21 protein-coding genes are annotated in these 19712 nt (G+C 72.7%); 8 read left to right on the top strand and 13 right to left on the bottom strand.

Annotated features, from left to right (window positions below; all coding sequences use genetic code 11):
* Nucleotides 1–111: 111 nt before the first annotated feature.
* The 3 genes from ACIPYQ_RS12230 to merB all read right to left on the bottom strand — a co-directional run bounded on the left by ACIPYQ_RS12230 (nt 112) and on the right by merB (nt 2297).
* Complete coding sequence (locus ACIPYQ_RS12230) at nt 112–627, bottom strand: hypothetical protein (RefSeq protein WP_401249296.1); 516 nt, start codon at nt 625–627, stop codon at nt 112–114.
* Nucleotides 628–801: 174 nt separating this feature from the next.
* Nucleotides 802–1266: a DUF5990 family protein gene (locus ACIPYQ_RS12225; RefSeq protein WP_401249293.1), complete on the bottom strand. Its 465-nt coding sequence runs from the start codon at nt 1264–1266 to the stop codon at nt 802–804.
* Nucleotides 1267–1328: 62 nt separating this feature from the next.
* Entirely contained in the window at nt 1329–2297 is a 969-nt protein-coding gene (gene merB / locus ACIPYQ_RS12220) for an organomercurial lyase (protein WP_401249290.1), read from the bottom strand.
* Nucleotides 2298–2378: 81 nt separating this feature from the next.
* Here merB and ACIPYQ_RS12215 point away from each other — a divergent pair, with 81 nt between their 5' ends.
* Nucleotides 2379–2822, top strand: a complete 444-nt coding sequence (locus tag ACIPYQ_RS12215) for a heavy metal-responsive transcriptional regulator (protein ID WP_401249288.1) — start codon at nt 2379–2381, stop codon at nt 2820–2822.
* A 43-nt stretch (nt 2823–2865) separates the two neighbouring features.
* Here the strand turns inward: ACIPYQ_RS12215 and ACIPYQ_RS12210 are convergent, their stop codons facing one another.
* Nucleotides 2866–3414 carry a GNAT family N-acetyltransferase gene (locus ACIPYQ_RS12210; RefSeq protein ID WP_401249285.1) on the bottom strand — a complete coding sequence of 183 codons (549 nt, stop codon included), beginning with the start codon at nt 3412–3414 and terminating at the stop codon, nt 2866–2868.
* Between the two features lie 119 nt (nt 3415–3533).
* Here ACIPYQ_RS12210 and ACIPYQ_RS12205 point away from each other — a divergent pair, with 119 nt between their 5' ends.
* Nucleotides 3534–4574 (top strand): hypothetical protein, encoded by a 1041-nt coding sequence (locus ACIPYQ_RS12205; protein WP_401249282.1) that lies wholly within the window; start codon nt 3534–3536, stop codon nt 4572–4574.
* A 108-nt stretch (nt 4575–4682) separates the two neighbouring features.
* Nucleotides 4683–5483 (top strand): hypothetical protein, encoded by an 801-nt coding sequence (locus tag ACIPYQ_RS12200; RefSeq protein WP_401249279.1) that lies wholly within the window; start codon nt 4683–4685, stop codon nt 5481–5483.
* Here ACIPYQ_RS12200 and ACIPYQ_RS12195 read toward each other — a convergent pair.
* Both ACIPYQ_RS12195 and ACIPYQ_RS12190 read right to left on the bottom strand, forming a co-directional pair.
* A complete protein-coding gene (locus ACIPYQ_RS12195) occupies nt 5480–7069 on the bottom strand; it encodes a multicopper oxidase family protein (protein WP_401249276.1) in 1590 nt (529 codons plus the stop codon). The two genes, ACIPYQ_RS12200 and ACIPYQ_RS12195, sit on opposite strands and share 4 nt — an antisense overlap.
* A 141-nt stretch (nt 7070–7210) precedes the next feature.
* Nucleotides 7211–7495, bottom strand: a complete 285-nt coding sequence (locus ACIPYQ_RS12190; protein ID WP_361769698.1) for a hypothetical protein — start codon at nt 7493–7495, stop codon at nt 7211–7213.
* Between the two features lie 178 nt (nt 7496–7673).
* Between ACIPYQ_RS12190 and ACIPYQ_RS12185 the strand changes: the two genes are divergently transcribed.
* Entirely contained in the window at nt 7674–9026 is a 1353-nt protein-coding gene (locus ACIPYQ_RS12185; protein ID WP_401249273.1) for an SMI1/KNR4 family protein, read from the top strand.
* A 51-nt stretch (nt 9027–9077) separates the two neighbouring features.
* On the opposite strand, the gene ACIPYQ_RS12180 is transcribed toward ACIPYQ_RS12185, so the two are convergent.
* Nucleotides 9078–9974 carry an AraC family transcriptional regulator gene (locus ACIPYQ_RS12180; protein ID WP_361769702.1) on the bottom strand — a complete coding sequence of 299 codons (897 nt, stop codon included), beginning with the start codon at nt 9972–9974 and terminating at the stop codon, nt 9078–9080.
* A gap of 145 nt (nt 9975–10119) precedes the next feature.
* On the opposite strand from ACIPYQ_RS12180, the gene ACIPYQ_RS12175 reads away from it, so the two are divergent.
* On the top strand, nt 10120–10881 hold the full coding sequence (locus ACIPYQ_RS12175) for an SDR family NAD(P)-dependent oxidoreductase (RefSeq protein WP_401249270.1): 762 nt from the start codon (nt 10120–10122) through the stop codon (nt 10879–10881).
* A gap of 55 nt (nt 10882–10936) precedes the next feature.
* Here the strand turns inward: ACIPYQ_RS12175 and ACIPYQ_RS12170 are convergent, their stop codons facing one another.
* Complete coding sequence (locus tag ACIPYQ_RS12170) at nt 10937–11788, bottom strand: SAVMC3_10250 family protein (protein ID WP_401249267.1); 852 nt, start codon at nt 11786–11788, stop codon at nt 10937–10939.
* An 82-nt stretch (nt 11789–11870) separates the two neighbouring features.
* Here ACIPYQ_RS12170 and ACIPYQ_RS12165 point away from each other — a divergent pair, with 82 nt between their 5' ends.
* Entirely contained in the window at nt 11871–12044 is a 174-nt protein-coding gene (locus tag ACIPYQ_RS12165) for a helix-turn-helix domain-containing protein (protein ID WP_401249264.1), read from the top strand.
* On the opposite strand, the gene ACIPYQ_RS12160 is transcribed toward ACIPYQ_RS12165, so the two are convergent.
* A complete protein-coding gene (locus ACIPYQ_RS12160; RefSeq protein ID WP_401249261.1) occupies nt 12016–12996 on the bottom strand; it encodes an isopenicillin N synthase family dioxygenase in 981 nt (326 codons plus the stop codon). The genes ACIPYQ_RS12165 and ACIPYQ_RS12160 overlap by 29 nt on opposite strands.
* Nucleotides 12997–13235: 239 nt before the next feature.
* Between ACIPYQ_RS12160 and ACIPYQ_RS12155 the strand changes: the two genes are divergently transcribed.
* Complete coding sequence (locus ACIPYQ_RS12155; protein ID WP_361769716.1) at nt 13236–13988, top strand: VOC family protein; 753 nt, start codon at nt 13236–13238, stop codon at nt 13986–13988.
* Nucleotides 13989–14024: 36 nt separating this feature from the next.
* Here the strand turns inward: ACIPYQ_RS12155 and ACIPYQ_RS12150 are convergent, their stop codons facing one another.
* The 3 genes from ACIPYQ_RS12150 to ACIPYQ_RS12140 are packed head-to-tail and all read right to left on the bottom strand — an operon-like array spanning nt 14025 to nt 17765.
* On the bottom strand, nt 14025–16115 hold the full coding sequence (locus tag ACIPYQ_RS12150) for a xanthine dehydrogenase family protein molybdopterin-binding subunit (RefSeq protein WP_401249258.1): 2091 nt from the start codon (nt 16113–16115) through the stop codon (nt 14025–14027).
* 37 nt (nt 16116–16152) lie between these two features.
* Nucleotides 16153–17160 (bottom strand): FAD binding domain-containing protein, encoded by a 1008-nt coding sequence (locus tag ACIPYQ_RS12145; protein WP_401249256.1) that lies wholly within the window; start codon nt 17158–17160, stop codon nt 16153–16155.
* Nucleotides 17157–17765: a (2Fe-2S)-binding protein gene (locus tag ACIPYQ_RS12140; protein WP_401249253.1), complete on the bottom strand. Its 609-nt coding sequence runs from the start codon at nt 17763–17765 to the stop codon at nt 17157–17159. The genes ACIPYQ_RS12145 and ACIPYQ_RS12140 overlap by 4 nt, the downstream gene beginning before the upstream one ends.
* A gap of 233 nt (nt 17766–17998) precedes the next feature.
* Between ACIPYQ_RS12140 and ACIPYQ_RS12135 the strand changes: the two genes are divergently transcribed.
* Nucleotides 17999–18187, top strand: a complete 189-nt coding sequence (locus ACIPYQ_RS12135; RefSeq protein WP_189744743.1) for a DUF6381 family protein — start codon at nt 17999–18001, stop codon at nt 18185–18187.
* A 156-nt stretch (nt 18188–18343) separates the two neighbouring features.
* Here the strand turns inward: ACIPYQ_RS12135 and ACIPYQ_RS12130 are convergent, their stop codons facing one another.
* Nucleotides 18344–19702: a M64 family metallopeptidase gene (locus ACIPYQ_RS12130; protein WP_401249249.1), complete on the bottom strand. Its 1359-nt coding sequence runs from the start codon at nt 19700–19702 to the stop codon at nt 18344–18346.
* Between the last annotated feature and the right edge of the window lie 10 nt (nt 19703–19712).

Raw genomic sequence — 19712 nt, 5'->3', positions numbered from 1 at the left:
GTCCGGCAACAACGGCTCGATGCGTGCCCACTGGGCGTCAGTCAACGACACACATCAACCAACGATCCGATGATCTGAAGGAAACGGCCTAGGGCGGGGGGCCAGCATCGGTCAGAGGTAGAGGTCGATCGTGAAGCGCCTCTTGCCCACACCGATCGTGTCGGCGTGGACGGAGCCACGAGCCCGGTCGAATTCCCCGGTGCCACCGGTGATCCCGTTGTCGAACGACGGGGGAGGCCCCGCGTTGAGGTGGCCGAAGACCATCCCCTGCACGGAGAGCTGGCCGCGGCCCGGGAGGGTGTAGGTCACGACGCACACCTCCGCTCCGCCGCCGTCGGCCAGGGTGGTGGTGCAGGTGCCGTTGGTCTCGCCGACCTTGTCGATGTCGTTCTCGTCGTAGAGCTCCGAGCGGAAGACGGTCCGGTCGCCCTGGGAGGGGTGGGTGGGGTCGACGATGGGGAAGCGATTCTGTTGAGCGAGCCTGCCGACGAGGGTGATGACCTGGTGTTTGCCCTTGTCGTGGGCGGCACCGGTGTCCGTCGTGGCGGAGGCTGCGACGGGGGCGCAGGCGAGAAGGGTGACCAGGGCAGTGGCCGTGCCGAGACAGGCTGCTCTGATGGGGCGCATCGTGTGGCTCCTGAGGTGATGTTCATGGATGGTCAGGTGACGAAATCGTCATGCGATTTCATTCATAACCTCGGCCCTTCCCCCGCCCGGAACGTCCCGGCACGACCCACCGGCAGTTCTGACCGATCGGACCAACCCGTGACGTGAGAAGGCCTGGTCCGGCAGGTTCGGGTGCTATGCGGCGGCAGTCCAGTTGATGGTCGGGGGGAGGACCCGTGCGCACAGGGGTGCGCCGCAGGCGTCGGTCAGGCCGAGGCTGCCCACGAGCAGGCCCGTGCGTTCGGCGGCGTCGAGTACCTCGGCGGGTACGGCGTCGAGCATGAGTTTGGCGCGGCGGAACATGGTGAAGGCGCCGGCTTCGTCGACCGTGCCCCACGACAGATAGACGAACCGGCCTCCCGGACCGCCTTGCACGTAAGGCCCTTTCACGTCGATGCCCGTCGGGGAGGCGGTCGTGGTGCACTCCAGGGTCCAGGTCGCGGATGCGGCGTTGCCGGGCTGCAGATCGAGGAGCTCGGTGGGGCGGTTGCGTCGTTGCACGGCGACGTGGATGTTGCGGTACGCCGACCGGTCGTCGGCCGGTGCCCCGGGTGGGCAGGTGAGCCCGGGCAGGTCGGCTGCGTCAATGCGGATGCGCATGGCGGTCATTGTCCTTGTCGGTGCCGGTGTGTCGCTGTCCGTACGGGGGATGCGCGGGGTGTTCAGGCCGGCTTCGGCGCTGTCAGCAGGGAGCCGAAGAGGGAGCGTCCCAGGAGTTCGGCCTGGGAGTGGTCCACGGGCGCGCCGGTGTGGTCGGGGTGCTGTTCGGCCCACGCGTGGGCGGTGTGGCGGTGGGTGAAGAAGTTCAGGGCGCCGCAGGCGATGTCGGCTGCGGGTCCGGTGCAGGAGCGTTGGCCGACGTAGACCACGGCGGTGGACGGCTGCCAGGTCATGACTCCGCCGGTGGAGGTGACGGTGACCCTCTCGCCGGTGACCGGGTCCGCGGAGGTGATCACGGCGTCGGTGCCGAGCATGTCCGGGATGCCCAGTGCGTCGACCGCGCACATCGCCCACACCTCGATGCCGTCGGCGAGCCTGATGTGGTGGCCGGTGGGCACGGCGGAGAACGGGTAGGCGGCCCGGATGCGGCCATCGCCGTCCAGGGTGAGGAAGTCCTCGGCCGCCAGCTCGGCCAGGACCGCGGTCGCAGCGCGACCGTGGACGGCGGCTGCGGCCTCCAGGTCACCGGCCGCAGGTGCGGCTCCGGTGGCCGCGAAGTGGCGGAGCACGGCTTGCTGGACGGCCCGCAGCCCGCCGGCCACGGGAGCGATCCGCCCGCGGCCGCTGCGGTCGGCCGCATCGGTCGGCGGACACGCGCAGCGCTCGGCGATGTCCGCCGTGTTCAGCGCGCGCCGGAGTTCGGCGACGCTCGGCGCGCCCTCGACCTTGCCGTCCGGCCCGCGGTACAGGCGGCAGGACAGGGACGGCGGTGCGCCCGGAACGGCGAAGGGGTCCACGCCGTCGATCAGGACGGTGGGTGAGCCGGTCATGCCGAGCCGGGCCGCCTGTTCCTGATCGGCTACCTCGACCCGTTCGGCCTCCACACCGAGGCCGGCGGCCGCGCGGGCGATCCGTTCCTCGATCACCGGGGCATTGGGGCAGTCCGGCACGGTCAGCACGGTGATCCGCATGAGTCTCCTCCCAGCTCGGAACCTATGGGGCGACCGTAGACCTTCCAGTGCAGTGGAAGGTCAAGGCGTAGGCTCGGTGGCATGCGCATCGGTGACCTCGCGACGGCAAGCAAGCTGACCACGAAGACCATCCGCTTCTACGAGCAGGCCGGTCTGCTGCCCGCCCCGCCGCGCACCCCCGGCGGCTACCGCGACTACCCGCAGCAGACCCCCGCCCGGCTCGCCTTCATCCGCGACGCCCAGGGCGCCGGCCTCACGCTGGCCGAGATCCGCTCCGTACTCGCCTTGCGCGACGGCGGCCAGGCACCCTGCGAGCACGTCACCACGCTGCTCGACCAGCGCCTCGCCGACATCGAGCGCCGCCTGGCCGAGCTGACCACGACGCGCGAGGCCCTACGCGGCCTGGCCCGACGAGCCGCCCGGACCGACCCGGCCTCGTGCACCGAGGACGCCATCTGCACGATCCTCACCACCGCCGCGGACCGGCCCCGCGGGGAGTCCGCCGGCGAGGTTCCTCCAGGGTGAGCTGGGCGCGGTGGAAGTCGCAGACTCACGTTCGTGCACGCGCTCAGCCGGCCGACGGGGGCCGGGACCACACGCCGAACCACTGCTCCGCGCCGTACTCTTCGAACCGCTCAACCTCGGTGAACCCGAGCTTCGCCGCGACCCGTACCGAGCGGCCGTTGGCGGCCTGGGTGCAGAGCACCACCGGCTCGCCGGGAAGCGCGTCGGTGAACCAGCCGAGCGCCGCCGCGCACGCCTCGGCGGCGTACCCGCATCCCCACACCTCCGGTAGGAACATGTAGCTGAGCTCGGCCTCTCCGGCGTCCGGACGGACGTGCCCCGGACGCTCCGCGTCGCGCCGGTCGAGCGTGACGATGCCGATCATCGCCTCGTCATGATCCACAACGAAGACGCCGGGGCGTCGGCCGGGCACCTTGGACACCGCGTTCTCGAGCTCGTCACGCGGTCGGGGGCCACCCAGGTAGGTGCGCACCTCTGACGAGGCAAACAGCTCGATGAACGCCGCACGGTCCCGGGCCTCGGACTCGCGGAGCACGAGCCGCTCGGTCCGGATCGGGTCGGGCGGCCAGACAACGGATCCCAGCTCGGCCATGACGGGCAATCTACGCGACGCCCGCCGGGCGGGCGGGGCCGGTCACTCCCCCGGTGGGGGGAGGGAGATCGTTCCGGGGGCTGACGCCACCACGCCGTGGTCGCCGCACCGTGGGGAACATGACCAGTGTTGAGCGGACGATGAAGGCGCTCTGGAGCGCCCAGTGGCAGCGGTGGCCGCGCTGGGTGGCCCGGGCAACGATGCTGTGGGCGGTGCTGTACGCCGGCTTCGGCCTGGCGTGCGTGCTGAGCGGGACCCCCTTGCTCCACTACGGCGGTGGCTCGGGGTCCTCCGGGCTGGGTTGGGCGGTCGTGGCGGTGGGTGCGGTGGCGACGCTGGTCAGCGGAGCGGTGGTGCTGTACGGGCTCAGGCCGGCTCTACGGGTGCTGCTCTGGGTGGCCTGCGGGCTGGCCGCGATCACCGCGTTCAGTCTGCTGATGGATGTGATCACGCTGATGCTCGGTCAGGGGGTGGACAGCCGGGCCTCCGCAGCGAGCAAGGCCCTGGCGGCGTTCGGGGCGGTCCTGCTCGCGGCCACGGCCCGGTCCGGCCGCCGACCTGGCGGTCCTGCCGGTACTGCCGTACGAGCGCCGTCCGCCGCACCGCGGCTCGTCCAAGTCGCCGTCTGGGCGGGGACGCTGGCCTTCGTCCCGTACGCGGTGATGAAGCTGGTCTGGGCGTCCGGCGGCGTCTTCGCGGGGATCAGCGGTGAGGAGAAGCTCGCGGTCTCGGAACGGAACGGCGCCTCGGGGCTCTTCCTCACCCTGGAGTCCTGGGGCCTGGACCCCACCGCGCTTCTGGCCGTACTCGGCGTCTTCCTGCTCTGGGGCCTGGTCCGCCCGTGGGGGCAAGTCTTCCCGCGCTGGACCCTCTTCCTGCGCGGCCGACGGGTGCCGCGCTGGCTCCCGCTCGCCCCGGCTCTGCTCGGTGCCGCCACGCTCGCCCCGTACGGTGTCGTGGGGGTCGGATACCTGGCCCTGGCCACGGCGGACGTCGTCACGATACGGCGTGGCGACTTCCACTCCTCGGGCGATGCGCTGCTGGTCGGCTGGATCGGCGTGGCCGCCTTCGCCGTGTACGGCATCGCCCTGACCCTCGCGGCCCGCTCGTACTGGCTCCGGACGGATCCCGCCCGCCCGACGGGTGCCCGCACGGACTGACCGTCCGCGGCCGGTTGGATGGGTTCCGGTCGGCCGTGTTCCGGCGGGGCTTGGGTGGACCGGCGACCTCGACCCCACCCGTCTCCGCCAGTGGGGGTGTCATGATGCATGACCATAGGGACGAGGGACGACAGCGACGAGGCGTACGTAGTCGGCCTGTGCGACCAGGTGCTCGGTGAAACGGCTTGCACCCAGCACAAGTTCGAGTGGCTGCTCGGGGATCCCGGCGTGGGTGGCCGGCGGGTCAGGCTGCCGGTCGATGCCTACTGGCCCGGCCACCGGCTGGTCGTCGAGTACCGCGAACTTCAGCACGACCAGCCGGTCCCCCACTTCGACAAGCCCGACAGACTCACGGTCAGCGGTGTTCACCGGGGCGAGCAGCGAGCGCTGTACGACGCCCGGCGCGATGCGGAGGTTCCCGCGCACGGACTGCGGCTCGTCGTGATCCGCCCGGCCGACCTCGACGCGGACGGCCGCGGACGCCTGCGACGCAGTCGGGAGGCGGATCTCACAGCGCTGCGGCGGCTGCTCGCACGCGACAGCGACGAAGACCGGGTCATCGACGTGTTCCGCACCTGGCTGCTCGCCGAGGGCTGGACACCGGTCGAGCCCACGGACCGCTGGACCGACCTCGAAGCCGTGCGGGGCGACGAGCGGCTGATCTGCGAGGCCAAGGGCCGCACGGCCGAGAAGGGCACCGACGCTGACGTCGCCTACGGACAGCTGTTGCGCCGCATGACACGCGAGGCCCCGGGCATCCGGTACGCGTTGGCCGTTCCCTCCTCGTCCGTCAGAGCCGCCGAACGCGTCCCGGCACACGTCCGTAGGCTGTTGCGGATCGACGTGTACGAGGTGACGGACGATGGCACGGTGCGTCAGCTGCCGAACGGTCCGAACGGCTCGGCCTAGTGCTGGTGTGGGCCGGAGGCGGGTGGGGGCTTCGGGGTGGACGGCGGCCGGCTCGGGTCGACCACCACGAACTGGCCCATCATGCCCTTGTCCTCGTGGTACAGCAGGTGGCAGTGGTACATGTACGGGGTGTCCGGGTCCGCGGGGCCGTCGAAGCGCAGTGCGATGCGGACCGTCGAACCGGACGGGATGAACACGGTGTCCTTCGGTCCGCGCAACGACGGTGGCGGGGCTGCGCCGTTGATGTCGAGTACGCGGAACTGGACGTCGTGGACGTGGAAGTTGTGCGGCATTCCGTCGTCGTTGCGGAGGGTCCAGGTCTCGGCCGTGCCGCGGGTGACCGTCTCGTCCACCCGGGACATGTCCATCTTGCGGCCGTTGATGCCGGACATCTTGAGCTCGAAGAAGCGGCTGCGGGCCGAGTCCTCACCGGTGGGGAGCGCCGGTGCCACGAGCGCCGCCGGCAGCTCCGCCGAGGGCCTCAGGGTGGCCGCCGCGCGCAGCTGCATGACGTCGAAGGAGTCGTCGCCGCCCCCGAAGCGCTGGTTCCAGAAGTCCAGGCCGGCGTCCAGGGGGTAGGAGCGCAGGATCCTTCGCTCGCCCGGCTGCATCCGTACGACGATCTCCGCGCGCTCCCCCGGCGACAGGCGCAGGCGACTGGTCGTGTGCGGGGCTTCGAGGAGGCCGCCGTCCGAGGCTATCTGCCGGAACGCGCGGCCGTCGTCGAGGCCGAAGGTGTAGACGCGGGCGGTGGAGGCGTTCAGCAGGCGCAGCCGGACCAGTTCGTCCTCGACGGTGACGTACGGTTCCAGGGTGCCGTTGACCATCGTCCGGTCGCCGAGGAACCCGACGTTGCGCATCAGCTTGTGGCCGTGGTCGAGCTTCGCGCCGTCGAAGGTCACGTCCTGGACGATGACCGGGATGTCGTCGGTCCCGTACGTCTTGGGCAGGGGCAGGGGCGCCGACTCCGCGTCGTCCAGGAGGAGCAGGCCCGCGAGGCCGCGCTGGACGTGTGATTCGGTCGCACCGTGCGGGTGCGGGTGGTACCAGAGGGTCGAGGCAGGCTGGGCGATCGTCCACTCGGGGGCCCAGCTGCCGCCCGCCGGCACCGTCTGGTGCGGGCCGCCGTCCATCGCGGCGGGCAGGTGCATGCCGTGCCAGTGGACGGTGGATTCCTCCGGCAGGGTGTTGGCCACCTTCACCCGGACCTTCTCGCCCTTCGCCGCACGGAGGGTGGGGCCGAGGTGGCTGCCGTTGAAACCCCAGGTGGGGGTCCTGGTCCCGGGGGTGAACTCGGTCTCCCCCGCCTGCATCCGCAGATCGAAGACGCGGGTCCCGTCCGCGTCCACGGTGGACGGGGCGAGGGGCGGCACCGCGAGGGCGTTGCGGAAGTCCACTGCGCCGACGGTGGACACCTTGGCTCCGGTGTAGAGCCAGGTGAAGAGCGCGCCGATGACCAGGGCGGAGCCCGCGACCAGCGAACCGAGGATCAGCAACGTCCGCTTCCGCCGCGGCATCCGGGGCTTGCCGCCGCTCCCGGTGTTCCCGTTGTTCCCGGTGTTCCCGCTGGTCACGTTTTTCGGCATGCCCATGACGCTAGGGACGGTGCTCGCGCCCCACATCGGGGACCGACCCGGGGCCCACCCCCACACCGCCCCCGAGTCGGTTCAGGGGCGCGGCCCCGGCCCGCCGCCCGGCGGCATCATCTGCCGCTCCGGCGCGCCCCGCTACGCGGAGGCGACGACCTCGCCCGCTGTGACCTGCGGCGGGTTGGGGAGGAGCGAAGCGAGGTGGTCCCGTACGAAGTCCGCCGCCCTCGCGATCGATGCGTCGGCGCCCGCACGGTCCTGGAACACGCTGGTCGAAACCATCACCCCGTTGCCGGCGTCGACCCAGTAGTAGGCCACGAATCCGGGTACCTGGCGCATGATCGGCACGAACCCCTCGTCGACGATCCGTCCGGCTTCGGCCGGGTCGGTCACGCCTTCGTACCTCCGGACTGCTGCGTACATGGCTGGTCTCCTCAACGGTGTTCGGCGTCGTCGCTGCGAAGAGGGCGTACCCCGCCCGGCACGTGCGCGGCTCGCGAGGCGCCCGCCCGTCACCGGAAGGGCCCTCACCCGACCATACGAACGGTCGACTTGTATGAGCGGGGTCAGCCGCCCGCTCCCCCACGCGTACGGTCTGCGCATGCGTGATCAGAGATCTTCCCTGCCCTCTTCGCTGTGCGACTTCGCCCCGTGGGAGCCCCTGCTGCGGCTCCTGCGGCCCGGCGGCGCGGAGGCGCATACGCGCCGGCCCGTCCGGGTGGCGGGACGCATCGGCAGGGACGGCTGGAGTCTGCCCGTACGGGGCCGCGCGTCACCGGCCCTCCGAGGCGCCGTGGATCAACTGCGGAGGGTTTTCGCGCGTGCGGGAGTCGACGAGATCGCCTTCGCCGCGGAGATGGGCCCGACCGGGAAGACCACGCTCCGGCTGATCGAGCACGGCCCGGCCGTGGAATCTGCCTCCGGCAGCCGGGACCTGGGGGTGCTCGTCCTGGTCGAAGGCGCCCTGCCCGAGCCCTGGCGCCGCCTTCCGGATCCGAGACCCGATGCGAGGACGGCCCCCTCGGCGGACCTGGAGTTGCTGGAACGCACGCTCCGCGAGCGGTGGCCCGACGCCGTCGGCGCGACGGAGGAGCAGCTCGCCACCGCCGAAGCGCGCCTCGGCGTCGCTCTTCCCGAAGAGCTCAAGGTCCTGTACCGGGCGGCGCCGGCACGACGGGAAGGATCCACGGATCCCTCCGGCTTGGACGCCTGTGAGCTCTTCGCCCTGGAGGGGCTCTACGTCGTCGATGGAGCGGCCCGCCATCCCCGTTGGGAGTACGCCATGACGCAGACGGTCGTCACCCGGCCCGACGCCGCGGTGCAGGGCCTGGCCGGTTCACCCGGATGGATCGTGTTCGGGGACAACGGTGGAGGAGACCGGCTGGCGGTCGATCTGACACCCGGCCCGCGCGGACACACCGGTCAGGTCATCCTGATCGACCACGAGCAGGTCATCGGCGCCGCACTCGTGGCGGACTCCCTCACCGACCTGGCCTTGGGCCGGCGGAGGGAGGAACACCCCGACCGGTCTACGGATCGGCTACCGGTCCTGGCCGCGGTGCGCAGCGGAGGCCTGCCGACCCCCGGGGCCGCCGCTCACCCCGCCCTGGAAGTCCTCTCCATCGGCGCCTGCGACGGCGCACGCTTCAGCCTGGCCCCCCTCATCGAACTGCCCCGGTTGCGCGCCCTCTCCGCCCGCCCCGGCACCCTGGCCGACCCCCTGGAGATCGGCGCGCTCACCGGGCTGGAGTTCCTGGAACTCGGCCCACAGGACTGGCGCGTCCTCCTGGACGCCGGCGCCGTCCCGCACACGCTGTCGGCCGCGGCCATCACAGCGCACGGCGACGACGACCCCCTGCCCGTCGTGGCCCTCGCCAACGAACTCCTCGCCCTCCGGGACCGGCCGCGGATCCGCCACGCCGTACTCGAAGGTGACCTCGGCCCCGCGGCATGACCGCACCCGCGTGCTCCCCGACCCGCATCACGACGTACGCCACCGCGAAGTTCACGCCCCTCCCACCGACGCGTCGAGGCGCAGGCGGGCGGCGTCCTTGCTGGGTGGCGTACCGAACTGGCGCCGGTACTCACGGCTGAACTGCGACGGGCTGTCGTACCCGACGTGGTGGGCGACCCCGGTGACGTCCCCGGGGCGGGTGGCGAGCAGCAGGCGCGCTTCCTGGAGCCGGATCTGCTTCTGGAACCGGAGCGGGCTCATCGCGGTCACGGCCTGAAAGTTCCGGTAGAAGGCGGACTGGCTCATGCCGGACAGCCGCGCCAGGTCCTCGACCCGGAACGGCTGCGCGTAGTGGCTGCGGATCCACGCCACCGCCCGCGCCACGTGGCTCAGGCCGCTGTCGGCGAGGCCGAGCTGGCGTACGGTTCCGCCCTGTTCCCCGGTCATCACCCGCCACAGGATCTCGCGCTTGACCAGGGGCGCGAGCGCGGCGCGGTCGCGGGGGCGGTCGAGGAGCCGCAGCAGGCGCACCACCGCGTCGAGGAGTTCGTCGGGCGCGTCGCAGACGGCGAGGGCCGGCACGGCGGTGCCGCCGGCCCGGGGGACGTCCCCGGGACCCGCGAGGAGCAGCAGTTCGGCGATGTCGGAGGGGGCCAGCACCAGGCCGAAGCCCAGGGCCGGGCGGTCCGGGCCGACGCGCAGGAACTGGCCGGTGACGGGCAGGTCGACGGAAGCCACGAGGTACTGCCCGGCGCCGTACTCCAGGACCCGGTCCCCGAGGGCCAGGCGCTTGGTTCCCTGCGCGATGACCGCGAGCACGGTGCCCGTGGTCGCCGGCTCCGGTGCGTCCGACCGGTCGACCTTCGATACGAGCACCCCGTCGATGGCCGTGGTCGCGTCCGGGCGCGCGTGCCGGGCGAGCAGGCTCCGCAGCTCTTCCAGATCCATGGTTCCAGTGCAGCACAGGGCCGGCCTCCGCCTCCCGCACTCGGGAGGATCAGGCAAGTCTCCTGGACGATCGTTCTACTGAAACAGCAGTTCAGAGGCGTCCAATGGAAGTACCGAATCCCACCGGACTCCCAGGAGGACCATCATGCAGGTAGCCATCGTCACAGGCGCCAGCTCCGGCATCGGGCAGAGCGCCGCCCTCCGGATCGCCGCGCGCGGCATCGGAGTGATCCTCACCTACGGCCGCAATCGGCAGGGCGCCGCGGACACCGTGGCCGCCATCGAGAAGGCGGGCGGCACGGCCGTCGCGCTCCACCTGGACCTCGGTGACAGCGCCGGCTTCGACGGCTTCCGCGACTCCGTGGCCGAGGCGCTGCGCACGACCTGGGGCCGCGACACCTTCGACCACCTGGTCAACAACGCCGGTATCGCGCAGACCTCGCTCATCGAGGACACCGCCGAGGAGGACTTCGACCGGCTGATGCGCGTCCTGCTCAAGGGCCCGTACTTCCTGACCCAGCGGCTCCTGCCGCTGATGACCGACGGCGGTTCCGTCGTCAACGTCAGCAGCAACGCGGCGGCCGCGACCTCCGGGCTGGAGCCCGGATACGCGGCGTACGCATCGATGAAGGGCGGTCTGACCGTGCTGTCCCGCTACATGGCCAAGGAGTTCAGTCCGCGCCGCATCCGCGTCAACGCGGTCTCGCCCGGCGCCACCCGCACGCGGCTCGCCGACGACGCGTTCACCCGCTTCCCCGAGGTCGTACCGGCCATTGCGGCGAAGACCGCCTTCGGCCGGGTCGGCGAGCCCGACGACGTCGGCTCGCTGATCGCGACCCTGGTCGGCGACGAGAGCCGCTGGATCACCGCCCAGGACATCGAGGTCTCCGGCGGCTACCAGCTGTAGGCCGGGTGACCTCGTCACGGCGCCTGCAGCAGCCGGCGCTCACCTGGCCGTCCGGTCAAGGCCTGACGTTTCCGTCGTGGCGCCGTCTGCGCCACCAGCGGCGCCTCGGGCCTCCCGCAGCGGGCGCCGGAATGCGTTCCACGTAGAGAGGCGTGGCCACGACACACCCCCGGGGGCCCGTCAGTGGATCTCCGGTGATGATGTTGCAGGTCGTGACCCGGGCGTAACCGGACATCCACGCCGCTGTTTCCACCTGGACCTGGCGGTCGAGTGCGTCGATGAGGAGCCGGGTCGCCGACAACAGATCGCCGTTCCGCAGTCCATTGAACTCGCGGGTGAAGTACTCCCTCTCGAGTGCCGCCTCGACGGCGGTGGATTCCGTTCGCCGCATGCCCCCGGTGAGGGCGTCCATGGCGTTGAAAGCGACGTGCACGTATTCGGTGCCGCGACTTCCGCCGTACTTGACCCGGACCGTGCGTTCCACCACTTCTCCGTCGCTGCTGTCCGGAGTCTCGACGGTCGACGGGTCGAGCCCCTCCACGAGGTTGCCCGCGCTGCCGTGGAGCAGGAGCCGGATCCCACCGGATGGATACGCGTCACTCCGGGACGGCTGGTCCACGAAGAGAACCATCCGGGAGTTGGTTGTCGCGTAATTGAGCGGGGCTTCAAACGCGATCCATCCTCCGGGCAGAATCGAGGTGTCCGTGAACCATTTGGCGTCTCGCCGGATGTGCGAAATCACCCTCCTCAATTGTTTTATGTGCGGATCCGCAGGATTGGGTGAGGGCCCGAGCTCGACCTCGGCGAAGGGAGTCGCCACGCGCACACTGGCGGCGGGCAGCGATACGCGGAGCTGGGGAACGAAATGCGCAAGCTTGGCCGTCGAGAGGTAAACGAACTCGCGCATACGAACCTCCACCGTATGGAATTGCCCCTTCGCGACCATCAGCACGCTGCCCGGGCGGGGCACCGGCGAAACGAGGCTCCCGGTGGGAGGCGTCCGGTTCACCACGCTCGACGCGAGCTGCCGCACGCTCGACTGTCAGCACGGCGATGTGCTGCGCTGGGTGCCCGACGATGCGGACGGGGGCTGGGCGGCGGGGAGTCCCACCCGGGCAGGGTCCTGCCTCCGCCTCAGGTCGCGTTCCCCTCCCGGACGCTGATCGCGTCGAGCTTGCCGCGCAGGTACGTGTGCGAGTCGACGGGCTCGTGCACCACCCGGCCGACGGGGGCCGGGAGGGACTCCACCCGGGTGTGCGCGTCGCATTCGTAGAAGTAGACGAGCGAGATCAGTTCCTCGGCCGGGGTGTCGGCGGGCGGGGGAAGTACGCGGTGGCGGCCCGCGCGCCAGCGGTCGCCCGTCCAGCGGGCCATCAGGTCGCCGATGTTGACGGTGAGGGCGGCCGGGGCGTAGGGCGCGTCCTGCCAGCCCTCGGCATCGGTGTGGATCTGCAGACCGCCCGCGCCGAGCTGCCGGTCGAGGACCGTGACCGTGCCGAAGTCGGTGTGCGCCCCGATGCGGAACTGGCCGGGCAGCGGCGGGCCGATCGTCTCGGTTCCGGGGTACCAGTTGACGTTGAACCCCCAGGTGGGGTGGGAGGTGTGGCGCGTGAAGTGGTCCTCGGCGAGGCCGAGGGCGGCGGCCAGGATTTCCAGCAGCTCGTCGGAGAGGGCCCGCATCAGGCCCAGGTACTCCGTCACCAGCGGCCGCAGCGCCGGTACCTCGGCCGGCCAGGCGTTGGGCCGGAACCACTCGGCGTCCACGGTGGGGTCTCCGGTGGGATCGTCCGCCGCCAGGGACCAGGACTCCTTGAGGTCGGGCGGCGAGGCCGTGCCCTCGGCGTAGCTGTTGGCCTCCGCCCCCGGGCCGAGCCAGCCCCGGCCGCCGACCGTGACGGCGTACGGCTCCTTCGCGGCGGCCGGCAGCAGGAAGAACGCGCGCGCCGCCTCCCGGATCCGCGCGGCCAGTGACGGGTCCACGCCGTGGCCGGTCACGAGCAGGAAGCCGGCCGCGCGCAGGGCCTCGTCGACGCGGGCGGCCGTACGGGCGCGGTCCTGCGCTCCGCCGGACCGCCACGGCCCGAGATCGATCACGGGGACCTGGGAACCGACCATGGGAGACCTGCCTTCCGGGGCTGCGGGGTGGCGTCCGGCACCGAGGCTATCGCCGGACACCGCCGGCCGGGACCGATACGGAGCGTGATTCTCGGACACCTTCCGTGTGCGCCCCTCACCACCGGCCGTGAGGAACGGCACGAAAAGGGCCAGAATGTACCGAGGGGCCCTCAGGGACGGAGCGAGCGGTGGAGATTTCGACGAGGGAGGTCTTCGGGGCGCCCTGCTGGGTGAGCCTGATGACGCGCGACCTCGAGACGGCCCAGCGCTTCTACGGTGCGGTCGCGGGCTGGAGATTCCGGCCGGCCCGCCTCGGCGAGGCCTTCTCGGTGGCATTCCTGGACCGGGTCCCGGTCGCGGGCATCGGAGCGCTGGCCGCGGATCTGGGGGTCGCGGTGGCCTGGACCCCGTACTTCGCCGTCGACGACGCCGACGTGGCCGTGGACCGCATCCGGGAGCGGACGGGCACCATCGCGGTCGGCCCGGTCTCCTTCGATTCCGGCGGCCGTGCCGCGCTCGTCGCCGACCCCGACGGTGCGGTCTTCGGGATCTGGGAGGGCGCCGTCGCCGCGGACTGGCGGGCGGGCAAGGGGCCGCTGCCGGCCTGGCTGGAACTGCGCACGCGGAACGCCCTCGACGCGGCGATCTTCTACGGCGCGGTGCTCGAATGGGCCACCGAGCGCCCCGGGTGCTGCGAGGTCTCCTACGAGGAGGACCAGGTCGTGCTGCGGCAGAACGGTGAGCCCGTGGCCCGCCTGAACAGCGGCCCCGTCGAGCTCGCCTCCTACTCCCCGCACACCAGGCCCCGCTGGCACGTCCACTTCCGGGTGCCCAGGCTCCGGCCGGCGATCGAGGCCGCCGTCGCGCTGGGCGGGCGCACGGTCTCGGACATCACCTCGAACGCGGTGGAACGGTGGGTGACGCTCCGCGACCCGGACGGGGCCCTGTTCACCCTCACCACCCTGCTCGGCGCGGACACGGACCTGGGCTGATCCGCCCCGCCCCGCCCGGTCCGCCCGGTCCGCGGGTCAGCCGAGAGCGGCCAGTACCCGGTCCGGGGTGAGGGGCAGTTCGCGCAGCCGTCGCCCGGTGGCGTGGTGGACGGCGTTGCCGATCGCGGCGGCCACCCCGACGATGCCGATCTCGCCGATGCCCTTGCCGCCCACCGGGGTGAGGTGGGCGTCGTCCTCGTCGATCCAGTACGCCTCGACGGAGCGGACGTCGGCGTTCGCGGGCACGTGGTAGGCGGCCAGGTCGCTCTCGGCGAAGTCGCCGTGGGCCGGGTCGGCGGAACTGTGCTCGGTCAGGGCCATGCCGAGGCCCATGACCATGCCGCCGACGAACTGCGACCGGGCCGTCGTCGGGTTGAGGATGCGCCCGGCCGCGTACACGCCGAGCAGGCGGCGTACGCGCACCTCGCCGGTGACGGTGTCGACCTGCACCTCGGCGAAGTGCGCGCCGAAGGCGTGGCGGGCGTACGGGGGCTTCTCCCGGACCGACGCCGCGGTGTCGGCGGACGCGGACAGCCCTTCGGCCGGCAGCGGCCCCCGGTGCCGGGCCAGCTCCGCGGCCAGGGCGGTGCAGGCGTCGTGGACCGCCCAGCCCCAGGAGGCGGTTCCCGAGGAGCCCCCGGCGAGCGAGGCCGCGGGCAGGCCGGTGTGGCCGATGGCCGCCGTCACGGATGCGAGCGGCACGCCGAGGGCGTCGGCGGCCACCTGCGCGAGGACGGTGCGGGCTCCGGTCCCGAGGTCGGTGGCGTCGATCTCGACGAGGTAGGTTCCGTCGGGCCGGGCAGTGGCCCGGGCGGTGGAGGGGGCGATCCACACGGGGTAGGTGGCGGCGGCCGTGCCCGCACCGACCAGCAGCGGCCCCTCGGCGCGCGGCGTGCGCGCGGCGGCCCACCCGAACCGGTCCGCCCCCTCCCGCAGGCATGCGACGAGGTTCCTGCTGCTGAAGGGCCGGCCGCTGTCGGGTTCGCTCGTGGGCTCGTTGCGGATCCGCAGCTCCACGGGGTCCATGCCGAGCGCGTCGGCCAGTTCGTCCATGGCCGATTCCAGGGCGTACATGCCGGGGGTCTCCCCCGGGGCGCGCATCCAGGACGGGGTGGGCACGTCGAGGGCGACGACGCGGTGGGTGGTGCGGATGTCCGGAACGGCGTACATGACCCGGGCGGGTACGGCGGCCTGCTCGACGAACTCCCGTACGCGGGAGGTCTGGGTGGTGGCGGTGTGCGTGAGGGCGGTGAGGGTGCCGTCGCGGCGGGCGCCGAGTGCGATCCGGTGCAGGGTCGGCGACCGGTATCCGACGGTGGCGGCCAACTGGCGTCGCGGCAGGGCGAGTTTGACCGGGCGCCCGGTGTGCAGGGCGGCCATGACCGCCAGGACCACGTGGGGGCGCGGGGTGCCCTTGCAGCCGAAGCCGCCCCCGACGTGCTCGGAGAGCACGTGGACGTGGTCCTCGGGCAGGCCGAACAGCGCGGCCAGCGTCCTGCCGACCAGGTCGGCCCCCTGGCTGGAGTCGTACACGATCAGCCGCCGGCGTCCGGCGTCCCAGACGGCGGTGGCGGCGTGCGGCTCCATGGGGTGGTTGTGCAGGGCCGGCACGCTGTACGCGCAGTCGATCCGTACGGGCGCGGCGGCGAGCGCCGTGTCGGGGTCGCCCTGTTCGCGCTCGGCGGGATAGCCGCCGTTGGCCTCCTCGGGCACGTACGCACCGGGGTGGTCCTCGCGGAAGTCGACGTCGTGCGGTTCGGGCGCGTAGTGGATCCGTACCGCCTCGGCGGCGGCGCGCGCGCCCTCCGGGGTGTCGGCGACGGCCAGGGCCACGTACCAGCCGCGGTGCGGGACGGCGGTGTCCTGGAGCACCCGCAGGGTGGGGTCGTCCGCCGGGCCCAGGCGGGGTGCGTCGTACGGGGTGAGGACGGCGAGGACGCCGGGCAGTTCGAGCGCGGCGGCCACGTCCACGGCGGTGACCCGGCCGCGCGCGACGGTGGCGGGCACGGGCCAGGCGTGGGCGCAGCCGGGCGGGGTGTGGTCGGCTGCGTAGCGCGCGGCGCCCGTGAGCTTGTCCGGGCCCTCGGCGCGGACGGTGGGCGTACCGATGGCGGTGTGCGCGGGCATGGCCGGCTCCTCTGCGGGGTGCGGCTACGGGGTGTGGCTAGGGGCTGTGGCGGGCGCGTGCGTGGAGTGTGCCGAGCGCGTCGCAGGCGAGGTTGCGGGCGAGCACGACCTTGTGGGCGTTGTCGCGCAGGGGCCGGGCCTCGGCCAGCTCGGCCTCGGCCGCCTCCCGGAAGGCGTCGGCGGTCGGCTCGGCCCCGGTCAGCACCCGTTCGGCCGTGGTGGCCCGCCAGGGCCGGTGGGCGAGCCCGCCGAAGGCGAGGGCGACCCGCCGGATGCGGCCCGTGTCGTCGTCGAGGTCGAGGACCGCGGCGACGGAGGCCAGCGCGAAGGCGTACGAGGCCCGGTCGCGCGCCTTGCGGTACAGCGAGACGGCGCCGGGGGCGGCGGCGGGCACGAGCACGGCGGTGACGATCTCCCCGTCGTGCAGGACGGTGTCCTGCTCGGGGCGGTCTCCGGGCAGGCGGTGGAAGTCGGTGGCCGCCACGGTCCGGGTGGCGCCCCCGGCCCCGTACAGCTCGATGCCGGCGTCGAGCGCGGCGAGCGCCACGGCCAGGTCCGAGGGGTGGGTGGCGATGCAGTGGACGGAGTGTCCGAGCACGGCGCCGTCGCGGTGGATTCCGTCGCGGGCGGCGCAGCCGGTGCCCGGCTCGCGCTTGTTGCAGGGCTTGGAGACGTCCTGGAAGTAGGTGCACCGGGTGCGCTGGAGCAGGTTGCCGCCCGTGGTGGCGATGTTGCGCAGCTGCGCCGACGCCCCGGCGAGCAGGGCCTGGGCGAGGGCCGGGTACCGGGCGCGTACGAGGGGGTGGGCGGCCACGTCGCTGTTGCGGGCCGTGGCTCCGATGCGCAGGGCGCCCCCGGGCCGTTCCTCGATGGCGTGCAGCGGGAGGCGGGAGATGTCGATGAGGGTGCCGGGGGCCTCGACGCCGAGTTTCATGAGGTCGACGAGATTGGTGCCGCCGCCGAGGTAGCGGGAGCCGGGGTGGGCCGTGTGGGCCTCGGTGGCCTCCTGGAGGCTGGTGGCCCGGACGTAGCCGAAGGGCTTCATGCCACCGCTCCCGCCGCGCCGGTCCCGCCCGCGGCATCGCCCCCGCCGGCCGCGTCCGTCACGGCCTGGACGATGGCCGGGTAGGCACCACACCGGCAGAGGTTGCCGCTGAGCCGTTCCCGGATCTCCTCCGCGGTCAGGGTCACGGGGCCGGCCGCGGCCAGGGCCTCGGCCGGGGTCGCGGCGGAGGGGTGGCCGGCCTCGGCCTCCGCGAGGGCTCCGGCGGCGGAGCAGAGCTGGCCGGGTGTGCAGAAGCCGCACTGGAAGGCGTCCCGTTCGAGGAAGGCCCGCTGGAGCGGGTGCGGGCCGCCGCCCGGCACGGTGGTGGCGAGGCCCTCCACCGTGGTGACCTCGGCGCCGTCCTGCGCCACGGCGAGCAGCAGGCAGCTGTAGGCCCGCCGCCCGTCGAGGAGCACCGTGCAGGCGCCGCACTGGCCGTGGTCGCAGCCCTTCTTCGCCCCGGTGAGGTCCAGTTCCTCCCGGAGGGTGTCGAGGAGGGTGACGCGGTGGTCGGGGCACAGGGCGTGGTCCGTGCCGTTGACGCGCAGCGTGATCGGGGTGCGGGTGGCGGGGGCGGCGTGCTGCGCGGGGTCGGTTCGGCTCACGAACACAGGCTCTCCGAATGTCCGCGGTCCGGCATCCGTGGAGGGCCGTTCGCGCGCGGCCGATCGCGGGCGGCCGATCGCGGGCGGCCGATCGTGCGCGGCCGTGGGGTGTGGGGTGTGGAGTGTGGGCCGTGGGATGTGGATCACGCTCGGTGACGCTTCGAGATGCGGGCGCACGGCAGTGCTGGTTCGCTGAATCCGCCCGCTCTCCCCCACTGATCCGAGGAGCGATCATGAGTGTTTCAGGCGAATCCCGCGGCCGGTCCCAGCAGATGCGCACCAAGGCCAAGGAGCTGAACGACGCGGCCGAGCGTTCGACCGACCCGGAAGAGCGCCGACGGCTGAAGGAGAAGGCCCGCCGCCTCCAGGAGCAGAGCGAGCAGGAGGGCCGGATGGACGACCGCGGTATGGACCCCATGTAGCCCTGGAGTCCGCACCCCGCGTCCCTCCCCCGTGCCCCGGCCGGTGGCCGCCGCGATCCGTCGCGCGGCCACCGGCCGGTCCGTTCCCGCCGTGCGGCGGCTCGGCCGCCGCACGGTGCCGGCGCCGGGTGTGAGGGGGCGGCTGGGCTGTGCTCCTCAGAGCCTGACCGTCCAGGTGGCCGTGGACCGGAGCGTACGGACGATCTTCGGGTCGCGCACCGAGGGCGTACGGTCCTCGGCCGTGACCGACAGCCGGTGCGTCCGGAGGTCGAACAGCCACAGCTCCGCCACCGGCACCTCCGTGCGGCCCTCGAAGCGCTTCAGCTCCCGGCCGTCGAGGTACCAGCGGACCACCAGCTGCCGGCCGTCCGCCCCGTTCAGCCTCGGTACGGCCGCCTTCGCCGTGTGCCGCATCCGCAGGGTGCGGTCCGTCGGGGTGAGCGGGGAGACGACCCGCGCGTGCTGGTAGAACCCGGCGATCATGGACTCGACGCCGGGCAGGTTGAAGGGCTTGCCCAGGACCCGCATCAGCGAGTTGTCGGTGGGCCGGTTGAGCCCGGTCACGAAGTAGTTGCCGCCCTCGTAGGCGCCGACCGTGCCGCCGTCGGGTGACTCCTCGCCGAGCCAGCGGTACCACTTGGCCCGCTCCGCGGCCATCCGGTCGGCGCTCAGGGCGGTGCTGTTGGATTCGGCGGGCTCGGGGCCGGTGTACTTCTCGTACTCCGGGACGCCCGGGTAGAAGTACTCGTCGGCGAGCTTGCCCAGCGAGTGGCCCGTCTCGTGGATGGCGACCTGGCCTGACTTCGGATGGCCCGCCGAGGCCGTGGAGATCCCCTCGTAGCCGAGGGTGGCGCTGGGCTCGTTGTAGCCGGCCCCGCCGTACTTGGCGCTGTTGGCCAGGACGACGACCAGGTCCGCCTCGGGCGCCTTCGCCACGTACGCGTCCACCTTGGGCTGGTCGATGCAGAGCAGCCGCTCGATGCCCTCGCACCAGAAGTACGAGCCGAGGGCGGTGTCGCGGACGGTGGCGGGGTCGGGGTCGCCGGAGACGCCGGAGTCGTGGGAGACCGCGTCGACCGTCCAGACGTTGAAGAGGTTCCGGTAGGTGGTGTACGGCTCGACGGCCGTCACCTCGGCCCACTTCTGCTCGGCGTCGGCGTGGAAGCGCGCCAGCTCGGCGGCGGTGTAGCCGTCACCGATGACCACGACGTCGAGCCGGTCGGCGGTGGAGCCGTTGTCGATCAGCTTGGTGACCGCGCCGTCCGCCTCCCGCTGCGCCGGGGAGAGCCGGCCCGCGCTCTTCGCGGGGCTGCCCGCGGCCGGTACCCGGACGTGGCCGGATCCGGCGTCGCCGCCCTGCTCCGGCCCCGGTATCTCCACCTCCACCCGGCTTTTGGCGGCCGGCGGATCGGCCGCGTCCGCGGGCCCGGCAGCCACCAGCGCGGCGGTCGCGCAGACCGTCGCGACGGCCGCGCGCAGCGCCGTGCGGACGGCCGTACGTCTGACTCGAACCATGAAGTCCTCC

This window comes from Streptomyces sp. NPDC090045, from assembly GCF_044747975.1.
Lineage (GTDB): Bacteria > Actinomycetota > Actinomycetes > Streptomycetales > Streptomycetaceae > Streptomyces.
The sequence above is the reverse complement of the archived record's forward strand: the minus strand, read 5'-3'. Positions and strand labels throughout refer to the sequence as shown.